The 18,623-nt window shown below is 69.8% G+C and carries 24 protein-coding genes and 1 pseudogene; 11 read left to right on the forward strand and 14 right to left on the reverse strand.

Features of this window, described 5'->3' with window-relative positions; all coding sequences use genetic code 11:
* Positions 1 to 5: 5 nt before the first annotated feature.
* The gene (locus ACSNOA_RS21045; protein WP_436660753.1) at positions 6 to 953 is read left to right on the forward strand and encodes an aldo/keto reductase; all 948 of its coding nucleotides are present in this window, start codon (positions 6 to 8) and stop codon (positions 951 to 953) included.
* A gap of 176 nt (positions 954 to 1,129) precedes the next feature.
* Positions 1,130 to 2,326: an epoxide hydrolase family protein gene (locus ACSNOA_RS21050; protein ID WP_436660755.1), complete on the forward strand. Its 1,197-nt coding sequence runs from the start codon at positions 1,130 to 1,132 to the stop codon at positions 2,324 to 2,326.
* A gap of 111 nt (positions 2,327 to 2,437) precedes the next feature.
* On the opposite strand, the gene ACSNOA_RS21055 is transcribed toward ACSNOA_RS21050, so the two are convergent.
* From ACSNOA_RS21055 to ACSNOA_RS21080, 6 genes are all read right to left on the reverse strand, one after another.
* Positions 2,438 to 3,049, reverse strand: coding sequence for an SUKH-4 family immunity protein (locus ACSNOA_RS21055; protein ID WP_436660757.1), 612 nt, complete (start codon positions 3,047 to 3,049; stop codon positions 2,438 to 2,440).
* A gap of 118 nt (positions 3,050 to 3,167) precedes the next feature.
* Positions 3,168 to 3,632 carry a DUF6069 family protein gene (locus tag ACSNOA_RS21060; RefSeq protein WP_436660759.1) on the reverse strand — a complete coding sequence of 155 codons (465 nt, stop codon included), beginning with the start codon at positions 3,630 to 3,632 and terminating at the stop codon, positions 3,168 to 3,170.
* Positions 3,633 to 3,774: 142 nt separating this feature from the next.
* The gene (locus tag ACSNOA_RS21065) at positions 3,775 to 4,773 is read right to left on the reverse strand and encodes an RNA polymerase subunit sigma-70 (protein WP_436660761.1); all 999 of its coding nucleotides are present in this window, start codon (positions 4,771 to 4,773) and stop codon (positions 3,775 to 3,777) included.
* A gap of 64 nt (positions 4,774 to 4,837) precedes the next feature.
* Positions 4,838 to 5,440, reverse strand: coding sequence for an AAA family ATPase (locus ACSNOA_RS21070; RefSeq protein ID WP_436660762.1), 603 nt, complete (start codon positions 5,438 to 5,440; stop codon positions 4,838 to 4,840).
* A 233-nt stretch (positions 5,441 to 5,673) separates the two neighbouring features.
* Positions 5,674 to 6,879: a DUF418 domain-containing protein gene (locus ACSNOA_RS21075; protein ID WP_436660764.1), complete on the reverse strand. Its 1,206-nt coding sequence runs from the start codon at positions 6,877 to 6,879 to the stop codon at positions 5,674 to 5,676.
* Positions 6,880 to 7,134: 255 nt separating this feature from the next.
* On the reverse strand, positions 7,135 to 7,632 hold the full coding sequence (locus ACSNOA_RS21080; RefSeq protein ID WP_436660765.1) for a YcxB family protein: 498 nt from the start codon (positions 7,630 to 7,632) through the stop codon (positions 7,135 to 7,137).
* Between the two features lie 206 nt (positions 7,633 to 7,838).
* On the opposite strand from ACSNOA_RS21080, the gene ACSNOA_RS21085 reads away from it, so the two are divergent.
* Positions 7,839 to 8,438: a hypothetical protein gene (locus ACSNOA_RS21085; RefSeq protein WP_436660767.1), complete on the forward strand. Its 600-nt coding sequence runs from the start codon at positions 7,839 to 7,841 to the stop codon at positions 8,436 to 8,438.
* A gap of 21 nt (positions 8,439 to 8,459) precedes the next feature.
* Here the strand turns inward: ACSNOA_RS21085 and ACSNOA_RS21090 are convergent, their stop codons facing one another.
* From ACSNOA_RS21090 to ACSNOA_RS21115, 6 genes are all read right to left on the reverse strand, one after another.
* On the reverse strand, positions 8,460 to 8,939 hold the full coding sequence (locus ACSNOA_RS21090) for a hypothetical protein (RefSeq protein WP_436660769.1): 480 nt from the start codon (positions 8,937 to 8,939) through the stop codon (positions 8,460 to 8,462).
* A gap of 312 nt (positions 8,940 to 9,251) precedes the next feature.
* Positions 9,252 to 9,521, reverse strand: a complete 270-nt coding sequence (locus tag ACSNOA_RS21095; RefSeq protein WP_436660771.1) for a hypothetical protein — start codon at positions 9,519 to 9,521, stop codon at positions 9,252 to 9,254.
* Between the two features lie 420 nt (positions 9,522 to 9,941).
* Positions 9,942 to 10,367, reverse strand: coding sequence for a DUF302 domain-containing protein (locus ACSNOA_RS21100; protein WP_436660773.1), 426 nt, complete (start codon positions 10,365 to 10,367; stop codon positions 9,942 to 9,944).
* A gap of 116 nt (positions 10,368 to 10,483) precedes the next feature.
* Positions 10,484 to 11,125 (reverse strand): hypothetical protein, encoded by a 642-nt coding sequence (locus ACSNOA_RS21105; protein WP_436660775.1) that lies wholly within the window; start codon positions 11,123 to 11,125, stop codon positions 10,484 to 10,486.
* Entirely contained in the window at positions 11,122 to 11,871 is a 750-nt protein-coding gene (locus tag ACSNOA_RS21110) for a hypothetical protein (RefSeq protein WP_436660777.1), read from the reverse strand. The genes ACSNOA_RS21105 and ACSNOA_RS21110 overlap by 4 nt, the downstream gene beginning before the upstream one ends.
* Entirely contained in the window at positions 11,868 to 12,581 is a 714-nt protein-coding gene (locus ACSNOA_RS21115; RefSeq protein ID WP_436660779.1) for an ABC transporter ATP-binding protein, read from the reverse strand. The genes ACSNOA_RS21110 and ACSNOA_RS21115 overlap by 4 nt, the downstream gene beginning before the upstream one ends.
* Before the next feature lie 112 nt (positions 12,582 to 12,693).
* On the opposite strand from ACSNOA_RS21115, the gene ACSNOA_RS21120 reads away from it, so the two are divergent.
* Positions 12,694 to 13,539: a sensor histidine kinase gene (locus ACSNOA_RS21120; protein ID WP_436660781.1), complete on the forward strand. Its 846-nt coding sequence runs from the start codon at positions 12,694 to 12,696 to the stop codon at positions 13,537 to 13,539.
* Positions 13,536 to 14,201, forward strand: a complete 666-nt coding sequence (locus ACSNOA_RS21125; RefSeq protein WP_436660782.1) for a response regulator — start codon at positions 13,536 to 13,538, stop codon at positions 14,199 to 14,201. Before ACSNOA_RS21120 ends, ACSNOA_RS21125 begins: the two co-directional genes overlap by 4 nt.
* 88 nt (positions 14,202 to 14,289) lie before the next feature.
* Here the strand turns inward: ACSNOA_RS21125 and ACSNOA_RS21130 are convergent, their stop codons facing one another.
* The gene (locus ACSNOA_RS21130) at positions 14,290 to 14,685 is read right to left on the reverse strand and encodes a hypothetical protein (RefSeq protein WP_436660784.1); all 396 of its coding nucleotides are present in this window, start codon (positions 14,683 to 14,685) and stop codon (positions 14,290 to 14,292) included.
* A gap of 216 nt (positions 14,686 to 14,901) precedes the next feature.
* Here ACSNOA_RS21130 and ACSNOA_RS21135 point away from each other — a divergent pair.
* The 3 genes and pseudogenes from ACSNOA_RS21135 to ACSNOA_RS21145 all read left to right on the forward strand — a co-directional run.
* A pseudogene (locus tag ACSNOA_RS21135) lies at positions 14,902 to 15,060 on the forward strand (TMEM175 family protein); the annotation flags it as partial.
* 55 nt (positions 15,061 to 15,115) lie between these two features.
* Positions 15,116 to 15,517: a TMEM175 family protein gene (locus tag ACSNOA_RS21140; RefSeq protein ID WP_436662393.1), complete on the forward strand. Its 402-nt coding sequence runs from the start codon at positions 15,116 to 15,118 to the stop codon at positions 15,515 to 15,517.
* A gap of 198 nt (positions 15,518 to 15,715) precedes the next feature.
* Positions 15,716 to 16,120, forward strand: coding sequence for a hypothetical protein (locus ACSNOA_RS21145; RefSeq protein ID WP_436660786.1), 405 nt, complete (start codon positions 15,716 to 15,718; stop codon positions 16,118 to 16,120).
* A gap of 21 nt (positions 16,121 to 16,141) precedes the next feature.
* Here ACSNOA_RS21145 and ACSNOA_RS21150 read toward each other — a convergent pair whose 3' ends face one another.
* The gene (locus ACSNOA_RS21150; protein ID WP_436660787.1) at positions 16,142 to 16,918 is read right to left on the reverse strand and encodes a helix-turn-helix domain-containing protein; all 777 of its coding nucleotides are present in this window, start codon (positions 16,916 to 16,918) and stop codon (positions 16,142 to 16,144) included.
* A 120-nt stretch (positions 16,919 to 17,038) separates the two neighbouring features.
* Between ACSNOA_RS21150 and ACSNOA_RS21155 the strand changes: the two genes are divergently transcribed.
* The 3 genes from ACSNOA_RS21155 (at position 17,039) to ACSNOA_RS21165 (ending at position 18,605) form a co-directional block, all read left to right on the forward strand.
* Positions 17,039 to 17,389: a nuclear transport factor 2 family protein gene (locus tag ACSNOA_RS21155; protein WP_436660789.1), complete on the forward strand. Its 351-nt coding sequence runs from the start codon at positions 17,039 to 17,041 to the stop codon at positions 17,387 to 17,389.
* Between the two features lie 167 nt (positions 17,390 to 17,556).
* Positions 17,557 to 17,901, forward strand: a complete 345-nt coding sequence (locus ACSNOA_RS21160) for an ArsR/SmtB family transcription factor (RefSeq protein ID WP_436660791.1) — start codon at positions 17,557 to 17,559, stop codon at positions 17,899 to 17,901.
* Positions 17,901 to 18,605 (forward strand): cation transporter, encoded by a 705-nt coding sequence (locus ACSNOA_RS21165; protein ID WP_436660792.1) that lies wholly within the window; start codon positions 17,901 to 17,903, stop codon positions 18,603 to 18,605. Before ACSNOA_RS21160 ends, ACSNOA_RS21165 begins: the two co-directional genes overlap by 1 nt.
* Positions 18,606 to 18,623: the final 18 nt, after the last annotated feature.

Genomic DNA, 18,623 nt, shown 5'->3' on the forward strand with positions numbered 1-18,623 from the left:
ATGTCATGGCACAGGTGAACCTCGCCCTCGGGGCGATGCGCTTCGGCAGCGACGTCGACGAACGGACCGCGTTCCATCTGCTCGACCGGTTCGTCGACGCCGGCGGCACGGTGATCGACACCGCGAACTGCTACGCGTTCTGGTCGGATCCGGACGAAGCCGGCGGGCACAGCGAGCGGGTGATCGGCGCCTGGCTGGCCGGGCGTCCCGGCCTGCGGGACCGCGTGGTTCTCAGCACCAAGGTGGGTGCCCAGCCGGTCGGCGCCGGCGATTGGCCGGCCAACCGGGAAGGACTTTCGGCGTCCGCCATCCGAACGGCCGTCGAGGGCAGCCTCCACCGCCTGCGTACCGATCGCGTCGACCTGCTGTGGACCCACATGGAGGATCGGTCGGTGCCGCAGGAGGAGACGGGGTACGAGCTGGCGCAGCTCGTCAAGGCCGGAACCGTGGGGCGCCTCGGGGCGTCCAACCACGCTCTCTGGCGGGTGGAGCGCGCCCGCGGCATCGCGCAGGCCAACGGGTGGCCCGGCTACACCGCGTTGCAGCTGCGGCACTCCTATCTCCAACCGCGTCCCGGCGCGACCGTCCCGGACCAGAGCCACCGCTTCGGCTGGGTGACGGACGAGGTGCTCGACTACGTCAGCTCGGACGGCGAACTCGCCCTGTGGGCCTACACCCCGCTGCTCAACGGCTCCTACACCCGCGACGACCGTCCCCTGCCCGAGGCGTACGACCATCCGGGCACGGCGCGGCGGCTGACCGCGCTCACCGAGGTGGCCGGCGAGCTCGGCGTCACCCGCAACCAGGTAGTGCTCGCCTGGCTCACGGGAGGCGCTCCCGCGGTGACGCCGATAGTGGGCGTCAGCAACGTCGCCCAGTTGGAGGAGGCCCTCCACGGCGCCGCCCTGGTGCTCCCGGAGGAGCTACGCGCGCGACTGGACGCGGCCGCCTGACCCCAGCAGCGCGCGCCCCTTTTCCGGCCTCCCGGCGAGCGGAAAACCGCGCCCGCGCATCGGCCAGAAACGTTTCCCGCGGTTTGTTGAGTGGCCGGGCGGTGGCCAGGGATTCCCCTGTCAGCTCCCGCCCGCCCACGCCAGTCTGTGCCGAGCCTGGCATAAGATCCCAGGTGATGACGATTTCTTCCGACAACCCGTTCCGCCCGTTCCGCCTCAACGTCGCGCAGGGCGATCTGGACGAACTGCATCAGCGTCTCGACCTCACTCGTTGGCCGGACGAACTACCCGGGGTGGGCTGGTCCTACGGCGTCCCGCGGGCCTATCTCATGGAGCTGGTCCGCTACTGGAGGCACGATTACGATTGGCGGGCCGCCGAGGCGACGCTCAATCAGTGGCCCCAGTTCACGACCACGATCGACGGGGCCACGGTCCATTTCGCGCACATCCGCTCACCCGAGCCTGACGCCCTCCCACTGGTCATCATCCACGGCTGGCCGGGCTCGATCGTGGAGTTCACGCAGATCGCCGCGCCGCTGACGGATCCCCGGGCCCACGGAGGCGAGCCGACCGACGCGTTCCACCTCGTGCTGCCCCACATCCCCGGCTTCGGGCTGTCCGGGCCCACGACCGAGCCCGGCTGGGAACACCACCGAGTGGCGGACGCTCTCGCTGAACTGATGGCCCGCCTGGACTACTCGCGTTACGGCACGCAGGGCGGCGACTGGGGCGCGGCAATCTCCCGAGAGTTGGGCCGCAGGCATCCCGACCACGTCATCGGCGTACACCTGAATCTCCTGCCGGGCGCACACGCGGTCAGCGAGCCGACGGCGGAGGAGCTGGCCTCGCTCACGCCGGAGGAGCGCCAACGCACGCTCGCGTCCTGGCAGCGCACCCAGCAGTGGATGCGCGACCGTCAGGGCTACGCCGACATCCAGTCCACCCGCCCGCAGACACTCGCCTACGCGCTGACCGACTCACCGGTCGGCCAACTGGCCTGGATAGCGGAGAAGTTCGCGGAGTGGAGCGACTCCTCCCCCGACCGGCCCGAAGACGCCGTGGACCGCGACCACCTTCTGACCAACGTCATGCTCTACTGGCTGACCGGCACCGCCGGCTCGTCGGCCCGCATCTACTACGAGCGGGCGCATGCGCCGTACTGGGGTTCGCCGCCCGAACCGTCGGCGACCCCGACCGGGCTGGCCGTGTTTCCCCAGGACAATTTCATCCCCCTGCGGCACATCGCCAAGCGGAGCAACAACATCGTACGGTGGACCGAGCACGATCGCGGGGGCCATTTTGCCGCGATGGAGCAGCCGGAGCTTCTCGTGCGCGACATCCGCGAATTCTTCCGGGGATTTCGATCAGCATAGGCGCGACCATCCGGTGAAGAGCCGGGCCCGTTCTCGCCAATTCGACACGTTCCTCATCTCCGCCCAGACACCGCGCGGGCCGCGCGGCCCCTGGGCGACGTCGGCCGGCGATCAGCCGTAGAGCGAGCGGGCTTTCGGGCTGCCTGCCGTGAAACGCCGGCCCGCGGCGATCTCGTCGCCGACCACCGACCAGACGGTTTCGTCGTCCTGAAAGGGGAGCGGGTCGATCCTGCTCGTCTCCTGGCGGACACGCTCGACCTCGCGCTCCAGGCGCTCGAAGTCGGCTTCCTCGTCGGCGCCGCTGAAGGTGAACTCTTTGAGCAGGCGCTGGAACCCGGCGGTGACCTCGACGAGGGAGGAGACGTCCGTGTGGAGCGCCTGCACGATCGACTCGTCGGCGTCGAAGGCGTACACCGTGCCGGAACCGGGGTCGAGGGCGAGGTGGGCGTTGAGCAGCCAGCCGATGACGGGCCACTCGCCCGCGTCCGCCGAGGCTTCCTCGATGTCCTCGATGTGCACGACGTCCTGGACGAGGGGCAGCCGGCCGGAATCCTCGTCGGGCACACGCAGCCGGAGCGTCCCCGTGGGAACGCCGACGGTCCCCAGCAGGCGGCCGCCCTCGGTGTCCGCGACGGCGGGCGGGAAGGCGGTGGCGGGCAGGGTCGCGAGCCGATCCTCGCCGAAGACGTCGACGAGTTCGCTGCGGGTGACATCGAAGAGCACTGCGGGAACTCCGAACTCGGCGCCGGCACGCGCCGTGGGACTGTCAGTGGACGGAAGCGGTCACGCACCAGCCTCGCCGATCGGAGGACTACCGGCGACCCTCTCCCGCCCCGCGCGCTCACCGTGACCCGGTCCGGGTGCGGAGGCTCCGCGCAAGGGTGGGGATCATCACCGCCGCGGGGACGAGATGGAGCCCGAGGAGGGCGCTGGTGGTGGCAGTGTCCGCCCCAGCGAGGAGAGGCGGGACCAGCGAGATCGCGGTCAACGCCACCGCCGTCCGCAGGAATCGGTCGGCGGGGCGGGCACTCCACCGGGAAAGGGCGACGGCAATGACGACGCCCACGACCGAGAAGAAGCCGGTCACCACCGCGAACCCGGACAACGGGATCGTCTGACCACCATCGGGCACCTCGAAGTCGACGCCCGCGGCCCGGGCGAGCGCGGCGCCGAGGGTGGTGGCCACCATCGCTGCGAGCGTGGCGACGAAGCCGGTGCCGGTGAGCCCCCCGCGGAGTCGGTGCGTACGGCTGGTCCGGCCCGCTGCCGGGCCCGCGACGCTCCCGGTGCCATCCATGCTGCTCATACGGTTCCTCCATCACTTCCACAACTGGCCTGGGGTGCTGTGTCGACTGGGCGCGTGACGACCCTGGGATGGCGACGCGCACCCTCGCCGTACGACGGCCCGGGTCGGCAGGGCGCGGACGCGCGCGGCGCGCGCGCCGGGACTACTTCGTGCCGTACGCCGGCAGGCGCTCCGGCAGCCCGAGGCGCGGGAACTGGTCGTCGTGGAAGATGGTGATCTCGCTGATCGCGCCGCCGGTGATGCGCAGTACGTCGATGGTCAGCGGCAGGTACGCACCCTCCCGCTCGCGCCAGAGGTAGAAGGCGACGGCGGGCTGCCGGTTCACCGAGGTGGGAACGGCACGCAGGCGCCCCAGGCCCTCGAAGCCGCTCTCGGTCCAGTCCCGCACCACCGCGTCACGGCCGACGTGGAGGCCCGGCGTGGGCGGCATCGAGCAGCGGACGTCGTCCCGCAGGAGGGTCGCGAGCGTGTCGATGTCGGTGGCAACGCTGGCGTCGGTGAAGCGACGCACCAGCTCACGCGTGCCGGCGTCCTCCTCGCCTCCGGTCCAGTCCTGCCGCTCGGCGGGCAGGTGCTTCCGCATCCCGGCGCGGGCCCGCTGCAGGGCGCTGTTCACGGAGTTGACCGAGTCGCCGAGGAGTTCCGCGACGTCCTTCGCCGGCCAGCCGAGCACGTCCCGCAGGATCAGCACGGCCCGCGGGCGCGGCGCGAGGTGCTGGACTGCGACCAGGTACGCCAGCTCGATCGTCTCCCGCGCGACGGCGACGGTCTCCGGCTCGTCCGCGTCACCCGCGGGCAGCTCGTCGAGCAGCCGGTCCGGGTAGGGCTGCAGCCACAGCACCTCGCCGCCAACGGCGGGCGCCGGGCGACACCTGGCGAGCAGGTCCAGGCAGGCATTGGTGGCGATCCGGTACAACCAGGCCCGGAACGTCGAACGCCCCTCGAAGGTCTCCCGCCGCCGCCAGGCCCGGAGGAACGTCTCCTGCACGGTGTCCTCGGCGTCCTCGAACGATCCGAGCATCCGGTAGCAGTGCACGTGCAGCTCCCGACGGTGCCGCTCCGCCAGCCCCGAGAACGCCCGCTCGTCGACCTCGCCGAGACCGCTCCCGCCCCGCTCCCCCAGCCGCGTGTCCGCACTCATCACGTCATCCTTCCGCCTCGTCGTGTCCCTTCGTAGGTGTGACGGGTACGGGCGCGACAACTCATCACTCAGAGACGTCTCGTAACCCGGAGGAGCGTGGGCGAGGCGACCCGGGAGATCCACGATCGACGGCTGCTGTGCGTTGCCGGACGAATTCGACGCGGGCGGCGACATCGCTGCGCGGCAGGGTGCTGAGTTCATACCCGTGTTGGGTGTAGGCGGCGACCATGGCGTCATGGGTACGCACGGCTTCGGCAAGGTCTTGGTGTCGTTCGCTGTCGGTGGTGTAGATCTGCGGCCAGGGCGGGGCGACGAACACACGCTGGTGGTAGCGGAACAGCTGCGCCGCAGCCGTCACGTGCGCCGGAACGGGCTGGCCGAGCAGAAGGTGGTAGCCGACCAGATCCGGAATCCCCCGGTCGAAGAAGACGGGTCCGACAAGCTGGCTGGCTTGGCGATAGGAGCGGATCTCCCAGCTGAGCATGATCTCGGCGAACAGCCGTGAGTCCCCGTTGTGCAGCGCCCGGCCGCCGATCGCCATCTGGTCCTGGATGATCTGTCGTCCCGCTTCGCCGACGCAGCCGTATCCGGCCTGCCGCAGGCCGTCGATGAGCGTGGTCTTGCCGGCTCCGGGTCCGCCGGTGATGACGATGTACTGGCTGCTCACTTCGTCCTCTCTGATGGGTGTCTCAATCTCGCAACCCCGCGTTCGTCGGCTGGGGACGATCACCTTTCCCGTTCACCGGGCTGGCTCGGTGTGCCGCCGGCCGGTCGACCGGATCGCCATCGTCTACGGGACGATCGCCGAGCCGGCGGATACCGCGCGCAGCCGGGGCCCGGCGCGGCAATCCGATTGATGCTGCACCGGGCCCGGGCCGGCAATCCGCCCCGCCGGGACCGTCATGCCGGGTCCGCGGCCCGCAGCCGTAGCCACCGCTGCTCGGTCCAGGCCCGCAACAGCCACTCCAACGGTCCGTACCGGAACCGGGCCATCCACACCGCGCTGACGGCGAGCTGCACACAGTAGATCGCGACCGCGATGAGTACGACGACCGCGGGTGTGACGGCACCGGCGAGGCCCAGCCCGACGCCGGTGAAGACCAGCACGCAGAGCAGCGACTGACCCAGGTAGTTCGACAGGGACATCCGCCCGGCCGGCGCGAGTACGGCGGCGACCCGCCGTCCCCGGTCGGTCTGGAAGAACTGGAGCAGGGTGGCGGCGTACGCGGCCGCGAGCAGCGGCGCAGTGAGCACGCCCGCCGCCAGCCCGGTCAGGTTGGCGGTGCCTCCGCCCGATGCGAAGATCACCGCGCCGGCCAGGCCGACCGGATAGCCCAGCTGCTGCACCCGGCGCAGGAGCTGCCGGTTCCCGACGACGTCGGTGAGCAGCCGGCGCCGCCCGGCCGCGTAACCGAAGAGAAAGGCCGAGAGGGCGAGCGGCCCCTGGACGAGGAGCGTGCCGACCATGGCCGGCAGCTGGCGTACGTGCTCGGCGACCACCGAGCCGATCCCGCCCTGCAGTGCCTCGGTGGACCGCTGGCCCGCCGCGAGGGCCGCCGCCGGATCGGCGACCAGCTGCGTCCCACCCGTGGCGGCGAGTGCGAGGACGAAGCCGATCGCGCCGGTCAGCAGTACGGCGGCGCGCAGCGCGGTCCTGACGCCGACTCTCCGCATGGCGAGCAGGACCAGACCGAGCAGGGCGTACGTGGTAAGGATGTCGCCCTGGAACAGCAGCACCGCGTGCAGGACGCCGAGCACGAAGATCCCGGTCAGCCGTCGCCGGAACCGTGGGGCGAAATCGACGCCGCGCCGCGCGGCGGAGTCGAGCTGGAGCGTGAAGCTGTAGCCGAACAGGAAGGAGAAGAGCAGGTACGCCTTCATCGCCAGGAGCAGCTCGACCAGCCACCGGACCGCCTGGTCGCCCCACGAGTCGTGCGCGGGATCCGGAATCAGATGGAAGGAATAGCCGGAGGCGAAGAAGGCGATGTTGACGACCAGAATGAAGAAGAGCGCCACGGCGCGTAATGCGTCGACGTCGAGGATCCGGGAGAGCGTCCCGGATGGCGCTCGATTTCTGATGGGCGGGTTTTCGATGGAGAAATTCACGTGACCACCTCCGGAACAGACAGGAACGTGTCGATGCCTTTCCTGCGACCCTATGAAGCGGTCTGTCCGGACGACAGCCGGTGAGCGGGACGATCGCCGGTGGGGCAGGCCCTACCCGACGGCCCTCGCACGGCAGTTGCCTGCACCTTTCAGGTGGTTCCGAGGAGTTGTAGAGCTCTGACGATGGCGGTGACATAGGCCGAGGCGAGCCCGATCTTTGACCGGCTGGCGGTTCACATTGGTCCGGGCATACATTCACCGAAGCCGGAGCAGGCCACGCTTCGCCATATAGGCTCGCAACGTCTCGGCGTCCTCGGGGGACATCAGGCGGCGTGGGATCACCGTCGCCGGCATCCGGCCGACGTACACGATCCAGAACTCGGGGGTGTCCCTTACCTGGGCGACCCCGTCCCAGGCGATGCCGCCGGACTCTGAGCCGCTGCGCATCATGATGTTGTCGTCGGTGATGTCGTAGGCGCCCTCGACCGCGTAACGACTGGAGCGGCGCCGGGCGCGCAACCGCACCCACGGCGAGTACAGCATCGACAGCACGCCGGCCACGACCAGCGCCATGCACAGTGGTAGGAGGCGATCGCCCACCGCGATCCCGCGCGAGACGGCGAAACCGATCGCACCGACCGCCGCCAGCACCGCGCCGATGTAACCGTACTTGCGCAGTCGAACACTGGCGAGCGCGGCGGCCACGCGGCCCGGGTAGGCGGGATCGGCTGGGACGTCGAAACGGATGTGCACGCCAGAACGATAGTGCTCCCGTCCGCTGACGGGCAGCGCCTGGCTCGCGCCCCGCTGGCCAAATCGACCACACGACAGGCTGGTCCGGTCTTCGCGATTCCACTAGCCTGCTCCGGCGGTGACAGCTAACGCGGGGGGAACGGCCGATCGTGAATTGCTCGACGTGCGGGACTCAGCTTGATCATGTGGGACAGGGCCATGCCTGTGTGAGCGCTCGGGCTCAGGTAGCGACCCTGCCGCCGCGTTGGCAAGCAGCCCTCTGGGCGCTGCTGGCGCTCGCCGCGCTGTTCGCAGGACTCTCCCTGGTCCGTGCGGCGATCGTCGCCGATCTGGTCACGCCGCCAAGCAGCCAGGCGGTCACGGTCCTGTCGATCGCAGTGCCGTTGGCTCTCTTCTTCGCGTTCCTGGCCTGGTCCGGTTTGACGAAGCGCTTCGTCGATTCCCACCAATGCCCCGTCGCGATCGTCCGGAACTGGGCGGTCACCTGCGGAGGCCTCACTCTGTTCCTGTCGTACCTCCTGCCGATGAAGACCCCGGCGGGCTTTCATCTCGCACGGGCAGCCGGGGCGATCCTGCTCATCATCGGCGCGCTGATCACCCGCAGCAGGCTCGGGCGCTGGCTGGCCAACCCGCCAGCCGCCACCGATGATCCTCCACGAAGCCAGCCGCAGCAGCTGCGGAGCAGGGCACAGATCGTCGGAGTGCCGCTGCCTGCGGAGCCGCAGCCCGAGGACTGGAACGCCTCCCTCTGGGATCCGGAGGTCCAGGAGGACATCGAGCGGAGGCGTCGGCGGGGCGGGGTCTGACCGCCGGCGCCGATCGCGCCGTCAGATGTAGTCGAAGTAGCGGAGCCACCATGCGGCCGGCCGTTCACGGAGGTAGGTGACCGCGCCGTCATACCGCTGCCACAGAGGGCCCGCCCGGATCAGGGTGTAGCCGAGTTCATCCAGAGCACGATGGATGACGTCGGCGTCGCCGGGGTGCAGCAGATCGGCAGTCTCCTGGTCGTCCCACTCACCTGGGCTGTCCACGGCCAAGACAGCCATGTCCCCGAAGTTGCTGATGACGACGTGCAGCTGGCGGCCGGTCTCACTGGCCAGGACCGGAATGGTGATCATGCCGTGGAAACTTGCGTCCTGGGTCGGGTCGGCGATGCACTGGCCACCGAACGCCGCGTTGAGCCTTTCAGCAAGCCGGTTGAATCGCGCGCTGACACGGTCATGGCGGTAGTCCGCAGGGAACTCCAGGTGGTCGGGGTCATCGTATGCCCGTAGTAGCTGCCACGTCTGGGCCTCGTCGGCGCGCATCGGATCATTGTGCCGCTGGCGCACCGTCGCGGTCCCCGTCGAAGGCGGTAGACGACAGGAACCCTCGGAGCAGAATCTCCTCTCCTCGTCGGACAGTCGTAGACCCTCTTTCGTTCCCACACGGGAAGGAGTGGAGAGCCATCCCGGACGAGTCTCAATGGCGGCTGTCACGCGGGCTGTCCAGGTGGCACAGTGCCCATCGCGCACCCGGTTCGGCTTTCCTTCGCAACGGCTCCGCGACCATGGTGCTACGACATCGTCGAAGCGACATGGCGCCTCTCCAAGCCGTGACGACGAGCGACGTCGAACCGACTACGCTCCGGCGGAGGTGTCCGAGCCGTATGCAGTGTCATACATCGTGCCCGAGTTTCCACCGCCGCCTTCGCGCCGGATCGTGCCCTTGCTGGAGCGCCGACGTTGGTCCTGCATCTCGGCCATAGCTCGCCGCGCGTTCTCGATGACGGGGTCACGCGTCAACGATGCGCGGGCCAGCCGGCGGCGCCGCACGACAACGACGGCCGACGTGACCGCGAGCAGTAGCGCTACGCCGCCCAGGACGATCGAGAGCCAAGACATCGTCATGGTCCCCTCCATTCGGCCATTGCTCAGGTTGCCTCAGCATGACCCGCCAGCGCAATCGATCTGTCGCGGCAGGTGCACGTAGCCGTGACTGCCGCCTTTCGTCCGTCGAAGCGGGCGCCGAGCGACGGCTCAGAACCCGGCCGTCATCGACTCAGCTGGCCGGACGCTGGCCGTTGCCCCTCCCCGCCAGCGCGGGACTGTTCGCCCCGTCGTCTTACGGGTGGAAGAAGGCGACGTCGAGGTAGGCCCGCACCGCCCGGGCCGTCACCGGTGTTTAGCCGACGAGCTAAACCGGGTCGCCCTCCCGCTCGCCTTTCGTGCTCGACCAGGTTGCGGTCGTTCGCGGCCCTGGGGCTCCTGTGACCGCTGCCCATGCCCGCACCTCACCGTGCCTGGTCCGGCGGTGGCAAGTAGGTCGTCTCAGCCTCCGTCGACCACGGAGGCGATCTTGGCCGGGGCGTTCAGGGGTGCAAGCTGATCCTCGCCCAGTCCGTACCGCTGGGCGAGGTACGCGGGGTCCTGCCAGGTGATCAGCGAGCCGGGCTGCCCGTCGTCCCGCACCATGAGTCGCAGTGGAAGGTCGATGGCGATCTCGGGGCAGGCCTGCATGAGCGGGGTGCCCGCCTGCGGGTTCCCAAAGATGATCACCTGTGTGTCGGGCATACTGAGCCCGACCTTGCGAGCGGCCGCCGCATGATCGACCACCGCCGCCACCGCGGCGCCCACGCGTTCCGCCTCAGCCCGTAGCGCGGAGACCGTCTCTCCGACATCGTGGGCGCTCCGCCTGGTCACCAGTCCGTCGTTCACGGCCGACCCCCCGCTCACCGTGTCGCTGGGCGAATCCATCCCATCGTGCCCGCAACCGAGGCCGACGCGGGGAGGTTTGCCGCAAACTGAGGGCCGCGGCCCTTCCGCCGCCTCCGGCGGGCCGGAGCCCGCGGATGCGCCGACTCGGCTCGGTGTCAAGCGTCGCGACGGCGGAAGGTGAGAGCGGCGAGCACGAGGGCGGAGAGTGGCCAAATGATCGTGGCAACGGCGCCCTGCGACGGGTCGGAGGCGGAGGTGTCCGGCAGGTAGGCGGCGCTGGCGCCGAACCGGGCGCGCAGCACCGGGCCCGCGATGAAGTACAGACCCAGCAGCACGATCACGGCCGGCACCGCCCCGCGGACCACGACGGCGACTGCCGCGCCGAGCAGCGTGGTGAGCGTCAGGTACGCGGTCGCGGCAGGCATCCATGCGGCCGCACCGGCCGGCAGGGTGCTGGTGGCCGCCGTTGCGGCGGCCACCGGGATCGTCAGAGCAGCCAGCGCGAGGGCCTTCACCGCCTGCAGTGGCAAACGCCGGGGCATCGCGAGCAGCGTCGTACGGATCTGGTCGCCCTCCTGGTACTCGGACGCGGCCGCCAGCACGCCGAGGACCAGGAAGCCGGCCTGGGTGTAACCGAGAGGGGCCAGGGCGGCGGCGTCGTCGAACGGCTCACCACGGGACTCGGTGGACGCGTACGCGAGCGTCAGCAGCAGGTTGGCACTCCAGGTCAGCAGTGCGGTCAGTCGCAGCGACGGCAGGGTCAGCAGTTTGCGCAGCTCAGCCCGGACGGCGGTCATACGTCCCGCCGCTGGAACAGGACGGCGCCGACCGCCAGTAACGCGGCCACCCAGGCTGTCATCACCAGTCCGGCGATCAGTGGCGCGACCTCGACGGGGAAGTCGGTGCTGCGGATGAACATCTGCGCTCCGACGATGTCCGGCAGGTAGGAGGCGAGGTCGGTGACCTTCGTCAGCAGGTACGACACCGAGACGACGGAGCTGTTGATGACCAGTAGCGTCAGCGGCACGATGCCGTTGCGAGTGATCAACGCGATCGCGTACGCCAGTAGTGCGGTCAGCGTCCAGTAGAGGATGGCGGCGGCGACCCGCGCCGGGGCGGGCACCGGCGCGTGTTCCCCGTGCAGCACGTGGGTGAGGGTGAGTGTGGCGGCCGCGGTGACCGCTGCCTGCGCGGCGACGACCAGGACGAGCGCGCTGGTCTTCGCCACGAGCAGGCGCATCCGGTCGGGCACGGCGGCGAGGGTCGCGGTGAGCTGCCGGGCGCCGGGGGCGTCCTTACCCGTGGACGTGTATTCGCTGCTCAGCACGACCACGCCGAGAACCATCGGACCGATGAGGCCGATACCCAGGTCGCGTAGGCCCAGGTCGGACGTGTCGGTGAGGGTGCCGGCGGCGATCGCGCGGCGGGTGTAGGGCGCGTTCAGCAGGACTATCACGGGTGCCGCCAGCGTGCCCAGCACCAGGCCGACCCAGGCGGTGGGCAGGCCGAGCAGCTTACGGAGTTCGGCGCGGACCAGCCTCACCACGGGGCACCCGCCTCGGTGGCGGTCAGCGCGAAGAACGCTTCCTCGAGCGTGCCGTGGTCGCCGGTCACCTCGGCGAGTTCGCCCTGGATCACGACGCGGCCCTTGTCGATCACGATGACGTCGTCGGCGATCTCCGCCAGCTCGCCCATCAGGTGGCTGGAGAGCAGGACCGTCCGGCCCTGCGCTGCGCTGTCCCGGAGGAACTCGCGCATCCAGCGGATCCCGGCCGGGTCGAGGCCGTTGATCGGTTCGTCCAGGACCAGCACCTCGGGGTCGCCGAGCAGCGCGGTGGCGAGCCCGAGCCGGCGGCTCATGCCGAGTGAGAAGCGGCCGGCGCGCTTGCGTGCGTCGCCCGTCAGGCCCACGACCTCCAGCACCTCGTCGGCCCGGGAGTCGGGCAGGCCGTTGCTGGCGGCTACCCAGCGCAGGTGGGCGCGGGCCGTGCGGGCCCGGTGGGCGCCGCTACCGTCGAGCAGCGCGCCGACCTTCGTGAGCGGACGGTCGAGTTTCCGGTACGGGCGTCCGCAGACCAGCGCGGTCCCGCTCTGCGGGCGGTCGAGGCCGAGCAGGATACGCAGCGTCGACGTCTTGCCAGCGCCGTTCGGCCCGAGGAAGCCGGTGACCCGGCCGGGCCGGGCCTCGAAGGTGACGTCGTACAGGATCTGCGTCCTGCTCTTGGTCTTGCTGATGCGATCGATCGTGATCATGAATCGAGTCAAGCGGCTCCCTGGCCCCGACACATCGGACCGCCCTCGGATCTCGACCGCGGCGTCGGTCCGTGGACCGTCAGACCCTGGTCTGAGAACTACAGTCGGGGTGGTGAACGCGCATCCGCGCCCCGCCGGGCGGTCCACGGTCGTGCCGGTGTCCGCCGTGGTGATCAGCGTGCTGGGGATGGCCATGTGCACGGTCGGCGCGCAGGGCCCGCTCGCGGTCGTACTGCCGCCGGTGATGGTCGGCGGCGCTGTCGCGGCCGCGGTTTGGGCCGTGCGGCGGTCACGCGCCGACCGAGCCGCCTACGAGTCGCGGCTGACGGCCTGGGCCGCGTCCGAGGCGGTGCTCGCCGAGCGGTTGCGGATCGCCCACGACCTGCACGACATCGTCTCGCACGGCTTGGGTCTGATCACCGTCCGCGCGGCGGCCACCCGGCATCTGCCCAAGCCCGCCGAGGTGGCGGCGGCTCTCACCGATATCGAAGACGCGAGCCGGCACGCGACAGCCGAGCTACGCCGCATGCTCACGGTCCTGCGTGAACCGTCGGCCGCCGGCCGCCGCGCGCCGCTGGACAACCTCGAGGATCTGCCGGGCATCGTGCACAAGGCGTCGCTCGCCGGGCTCCGGACACGGCTGACGGTCGCGCCGCTCGGCCCGGTGTCACAGGGCGTACAGGTCGCCGTCTGCAAGATCGTGCGGGAGGCGCTCAGCAACGCGGCGCGCTACGCCGGACCGACGGACGTGGGGGTGCGGGTGGATCGCGACGGGACGTACGTGGTGGTCACGGTGGCCGACACCGGCCCGGTCGACGGATGGCGGGCATCGCCGGGCGCCGGCCACGGGCTGGCCGGCTTACGGGAGCGGGTCGGCGGCCTCGGCGGCACGCTGTCGGCGGAGCACGTCGACGGAGGCTTCCGCATCACCGCGCGGATCCGGGACGACGCGGCGTGAGCGCGATCCGGGTGCTCCTGGTGGACGACCAGGCGCTGCTGCGACACAGCCTCGCCATGATCATTGAGAACGAGCCGGACCTGGCCGTCGTCGGCGAGGCCGGCGACGGCGCGCACGCCGTGGCGTGCGCCCGCACCACCCGCCCCGACGTCATCCTGATGGACGTCCGGATGCCGCACCTCGACGGCCTCGTCGCCACCCGTCGCATCTGCGCCGACCCGGCACTGTCCAATGCCCGCGTCCTGGTCCTGAGCATGTTCGAGCTCGACGAGTACGTCTACGAGGCGCTGCACGCGGGCGCATCCGGTTTCCTGCTCAAGGACGCCCGCCCCGACGAGCTGATCGAGGCGATCCGCCGCACCCACCGTGGTGAGTCCCTGTTCGCGCCGTCGATCCTCACCCGGCTCGTGGCCCACTACGTCACGGCGCCCCGATCGGACAGGCCGACGCCCGCGCTGCGGCGCCTCACCAACCGTGAGGTCGAGGTGCTCACGCTGATCGGCGGCGGCCTGTCGAACGATGACATCGCGACCGCCCTCGTCATCTCGGTGAAGACGGTGAAGACGCACATCACGCACCTGATGGCGAAGCTGGCCGTCCGAGATCGGGCACAGCTCGTGATCGCGGCGTTCGACGCGGGGCTGGTGCGGCCACGCCGCTGACACCCGTCCCCGGCAGGAGCCGCCCGCTACCCCTAGTGCGTCGTGCCGCAAGCGGCGACCGCACGCTCCCGCCCTGCAGAGCGTGATCTCAGTAGGGGCGATAGACAAAAAGCGCCCAGAGAAGTGGCGCGGCGGCCAACGGCGCCACGGACAGGGCGAGGATCCGCATCCAGGGCGGCAGGCCAGCCTTGAAGGCCACGACAGCGGCCACCGTGGCGTAGGCGCCCGCAAGCAACGCGGTCGGAAGCATGGCCAGCGGCTCGGGCCCGCAGTCCGACCGGTCCTGCACCAACGGGGGTGCGCAGGGCTCGGACGGAGCCATGGCCACGACAAGTGCAATGCCCGACAGGCACAGGATCGGCAGTAGCGGGACCGCCAACACCGCGAGTGCGACAGTTACGCCGACGCTGGTGCGACCCTGCGGCGTCGCCCCACGCTCGTGCCGGGCGGCTCCACCCGTGCTCCTGCGATCGATCACCGTCACCCCCGCGACGCCTGGCGTTCTCATGTCACGCCGGTTCGATGCAAATATCGATGACTGCCGTCACAGCGCGGTCAACATGACATGAGAGTTGCGTAACGACAACCAGTTCGGGAAGCGGTCGCACCGGCCGGCGCCGGACCCGCGTTTGGCGCGGTCCGGTGTGGGAAGGCTCGTGGGCCGACCGGGAGGTCCGGCCACACGTCGTGGAGGAGGTTGATGCGCTGGTTCCGTACGGCACGCGGCACCTACGCCCCGGTCGACGGGGGCCGGTCCCGCAACCCCGTCGGGGCGGAACGGGATCCGAGTCGGGTCGTCGCCTTCAGCGACGCGGTCATCGCGATCGCGGTGACGCTGCTCGTCCTGGAGATCCGTCCGCCTCAGGACACCCCGCCACCTGCTGAACGGCCTCGGCGCGCTCTGGCCCTCGTATCTGGCGTACGCCGTCACCTTCCTGCTCATCGGGCAGATGTGGGTGAACCACCACGTCATGTTCGACCACCTGCATTCGGCGGACCGTCTGGTGCTGCTCCTCAACACGCTTTTGCTGATGCAGATAGCGTTCCTGCCGTTCGTCGCGTCCGTCCTGGCCGAGGCGTTCGAGTCCGGTCACGGGCAACGGACCGCCGTCGCCTTCTACGGGATCGCCTACGGGGTGGCGGCCGTGCTGTTCAACGTGATCTGGGAGTACGCGCGGCGCGGTCGTCGACTGCTGGCGGCCAGCATCGACGACGCCGGCGCCCGAGCGATCAGCAGGAGGTTTCGCCCGCGCCACTCTGGGTCGCGGCCGGGACGCTGGTGGGCATCTGGCATCCCGTCCTCGGCGTGGCGGTGATCGCCGCGTTCATTCCGTTCTACTGGCTGCCGATCAAGGGGGAGGTCGCCAGCGTGAGACGCGCCCGTGAGCGCGACCGGTGATCGCGGGCCGAGGCCGCCTACCTCGATCTGGACGGAGCGTGACGCCGCCCGCGGTCTCCTCGGGTCTCGTGTATGGATAATGACCGTCCGGTGCGCAAGTCCAGCGAGGGGTCCCGTGAACGAAGACGAGAGCCTTCGCCGGTACGGCCTCCAGCCGACCGCCGCCGACCTGACTCACATCCGCGAGATGCTCCGCGCGCAGGCGGACCTTGAACAGCAGGACCAGGACACCGAGTTCATGAAGCTGTGTTGCCTGCAGCTGTTCAACGCCGGCCAGCTGGGCGACGTGCTCATCATCTGGCAGGCCAAGGAATCGAGCTGGGATGCCCACTGCTCGATCGACGTCCAACTGCTCTGCGGAGCAGGGCTGGACGCCACCAAGGCGCACCTGGAAGCCGACGGCTCCGAGGACGCGGCAGATGCCCTCCGCTACCTGCTCGACTGTGAAGCCGCCGGCGACTTCGACAACTTCTCGGTGGCCGAGGAAGCCCGCTGGAGAGCCAACTACTACCTGGACTGACCAGGAGACCTGGACCGGACGTCAGGCATCGAACCGGCGTCGGGTTTCCTTGTCAGCCGGCAGGAATGTCTCCAGATGCATCCCTTCCAAGGCGGCATCGGTGGCGGTGCTCAGGGTGGCAGAGGTGCTGAAGAATCGGAGCGGGTTGCCGTCGACATCGATGTCGAGGGTGATCACCGGTCCCGTGCGAGGGTGCGCGGCATCGGGTTTGCCGAGGTATCCGGCGATCTCCGCGACCAGCTCATGGTGGCGCTGGTCATGGGTGCGCTCGGCGCGATGACTCATCTGCTGCAGCAGGTGGCCGCCCCACTCCGCAAGATTGCCGATCCGGCGGGCCAGTCCGTCCGGGTGCAGGCAGACCCGGACCACATTGATCGGGGGCTCCAGCAGCTCCGGCGCGCAACCGGTCAGCAGTTGGTCGACCGCAGCGTTGGCGTCGACGATGTCCCAGTGATCGTCCAACAGTAGTGCCGGGTACGGCAGGTGGGCGTCGAGGAGCCGGCGCAGACCGTCCATCACCATCGCGATCGACGCGTCGTCCAGTTGGTGATCTTGGTAGCGGGGTGCGTAGCCGGCGGCCAACAGGAGTCGGTTGCGATCCCGCAGCGGCACACCCAGGTGTTCGGATAGATGGATGAGCATCTCTGGTGTCGGGTGCGCCTTGCCGGTCTCCACCCGGCTGAGGTGCCGGGTGGAGACCCGCGATCGATTGGACAGCTCCTGCTGGCTGAACCGCCGTCGTGCACGCCAGGTCCGCAACAGCGCGCCGACAGGCGGGGCTTCGACTCCAGCGCTCATGTCCTCGAGCTTAAGGGGCCGTGTCCGGGTGGCCATGACCTGTGAGGTCATGGATCAGACGGCCAGGGCCGGGCCAGGATTCTGGACATCAGCCGATCGAGACGAACAGAGAGAGTGATCATGAACGGTGTCGTTCAGCAGTACCTGGCCACCTGGAACGCGACCGGCGACGAGCGGGCGGCGTTGCTCTCCGAGCATTGGTCGCCTGAGGCCACCTACACGGATCCGTTGGCCGAGGTCTCCGGCCACGAGGGGATCGCGGCGGTCGTCGAGGGCGTCCAGGCGCAGTTTCCGGGGTTCGTGTTCACCCAGGTCGGTGAGGCCGACGCCCACCATCGCCAGGTGCGATTCCGCTGGGGCCTGGGTCCGGAGGGAGCCGAGCCGCTGGTGATCGGATTCGACGTCCTGGTGCTGGACGAGTCCGGTCGGATCCAGGACGTACGCGGTTTCCTGGACAAGGTGCCCGCGTGACGGCGCCGCGCGCGTAATGCGGCGTGACACGTACGTGGCTGGCGCTCTTCCGCGCCAGCCACGTACTCATCCGAAATCCGCTAGCTGCTAGGCGGGTGTCCCCGCATCACAATGTCGCCGCCGCCGAGGCCCTTGACCGACAGGCGCCTGGATTGATACAGCAAAAAATGTACTATCGAGTCGTGGAGACGTTGACGCACGGGCAGGTGCTCGCCCGGTTCGGCCACGCCCTGTCCGACCCGACCCGCGCACGGCTGCTGCTCGCGTTGAAGGAAGGGCCGGGCTACCCGGCGGAGCTCGCCGACCTGCTGGGCACCACCCGACAGAACCTGTCGAACCACCTCGCCTGCCTGCGGGGCTGCGGTCTGGTCGTCGCGGTCCCCGAGGGTCGGCGAACCCGCTACGAACTGGCCGACGGCCGCCTCGCGCACGCCCTGAGTGACCTGCTCGGTCTCGTGCTGGCCGTCGATCCGGCCGCCTGCCCCGACGCCGCGGCCAAGGGCTGCTGCTGATGGCCTCCCCGCCGCGCCAGCTCCCCCTCCTCGGCCTGGATCGACGGGCTGTTCTGGCGCGCCGCATCCGCCTGCTTGTTGCCGCAACCATCACCTACAACGTGATCGAGGCGATCGTCGCGATCACCGCCGGCACCCTGGCGTCGTCGACTGCCCTGGTCGGATTCGGCCTCGACTCGGTCATCGAGGTGTCGTCCGCGGCGGCCGTGGCGTGGCAGTTCGCCGGCCGCGATCCTGAGGCACGCGAGAAGACCGCCCTGCGCGTCATCGCGGTGTCGTTCTTCGCGCTCGCCGCCTACGTGATCGTGGAATCGGTGCGCGCGTTGGCAGATGGCGCCGAGGCCGAGCACTCGAGTGTCGGTCTCGTGCTCGCCGCGCTGTCACTGCTGATCATGCCTGTGCTGTCCCTTGCGCAGAGACGGGCCGGTCGCGAACTCGGCTCCCGGTCCGCGGTCGCCGACTCGAAACAGACGCTGCTCTGCACCTACCTGTCGGCGGTGCTCCTCGTCGGTCTCGGTCTCAACAGCCTGTTCGGCTGGTCCTGGGCCGACCCGCTGGCGGCACTCGTCATCGCAGTGGTAGCCGTCAAGGAAGGCAGGGACGCATGGCGAGGGGACGCCTGCTGCGTCCTGCCACTCACCGGCGCGGCGACGGACGACTCGTGCGGTTGCCAGCCGGGATGCTCCTGCTGCTCCACTGCCTAGCGACGCCCAGGATCCTGC

Origin of the sequence: Micromonospora sp. URMC 103, assembly GCF_051386435.1 — a bacterium.
GTDB lineage: Bacteria > Actinomycetota > Actinomycetes > Mycobacteriales > Micromonosporaceae > Micromonospora.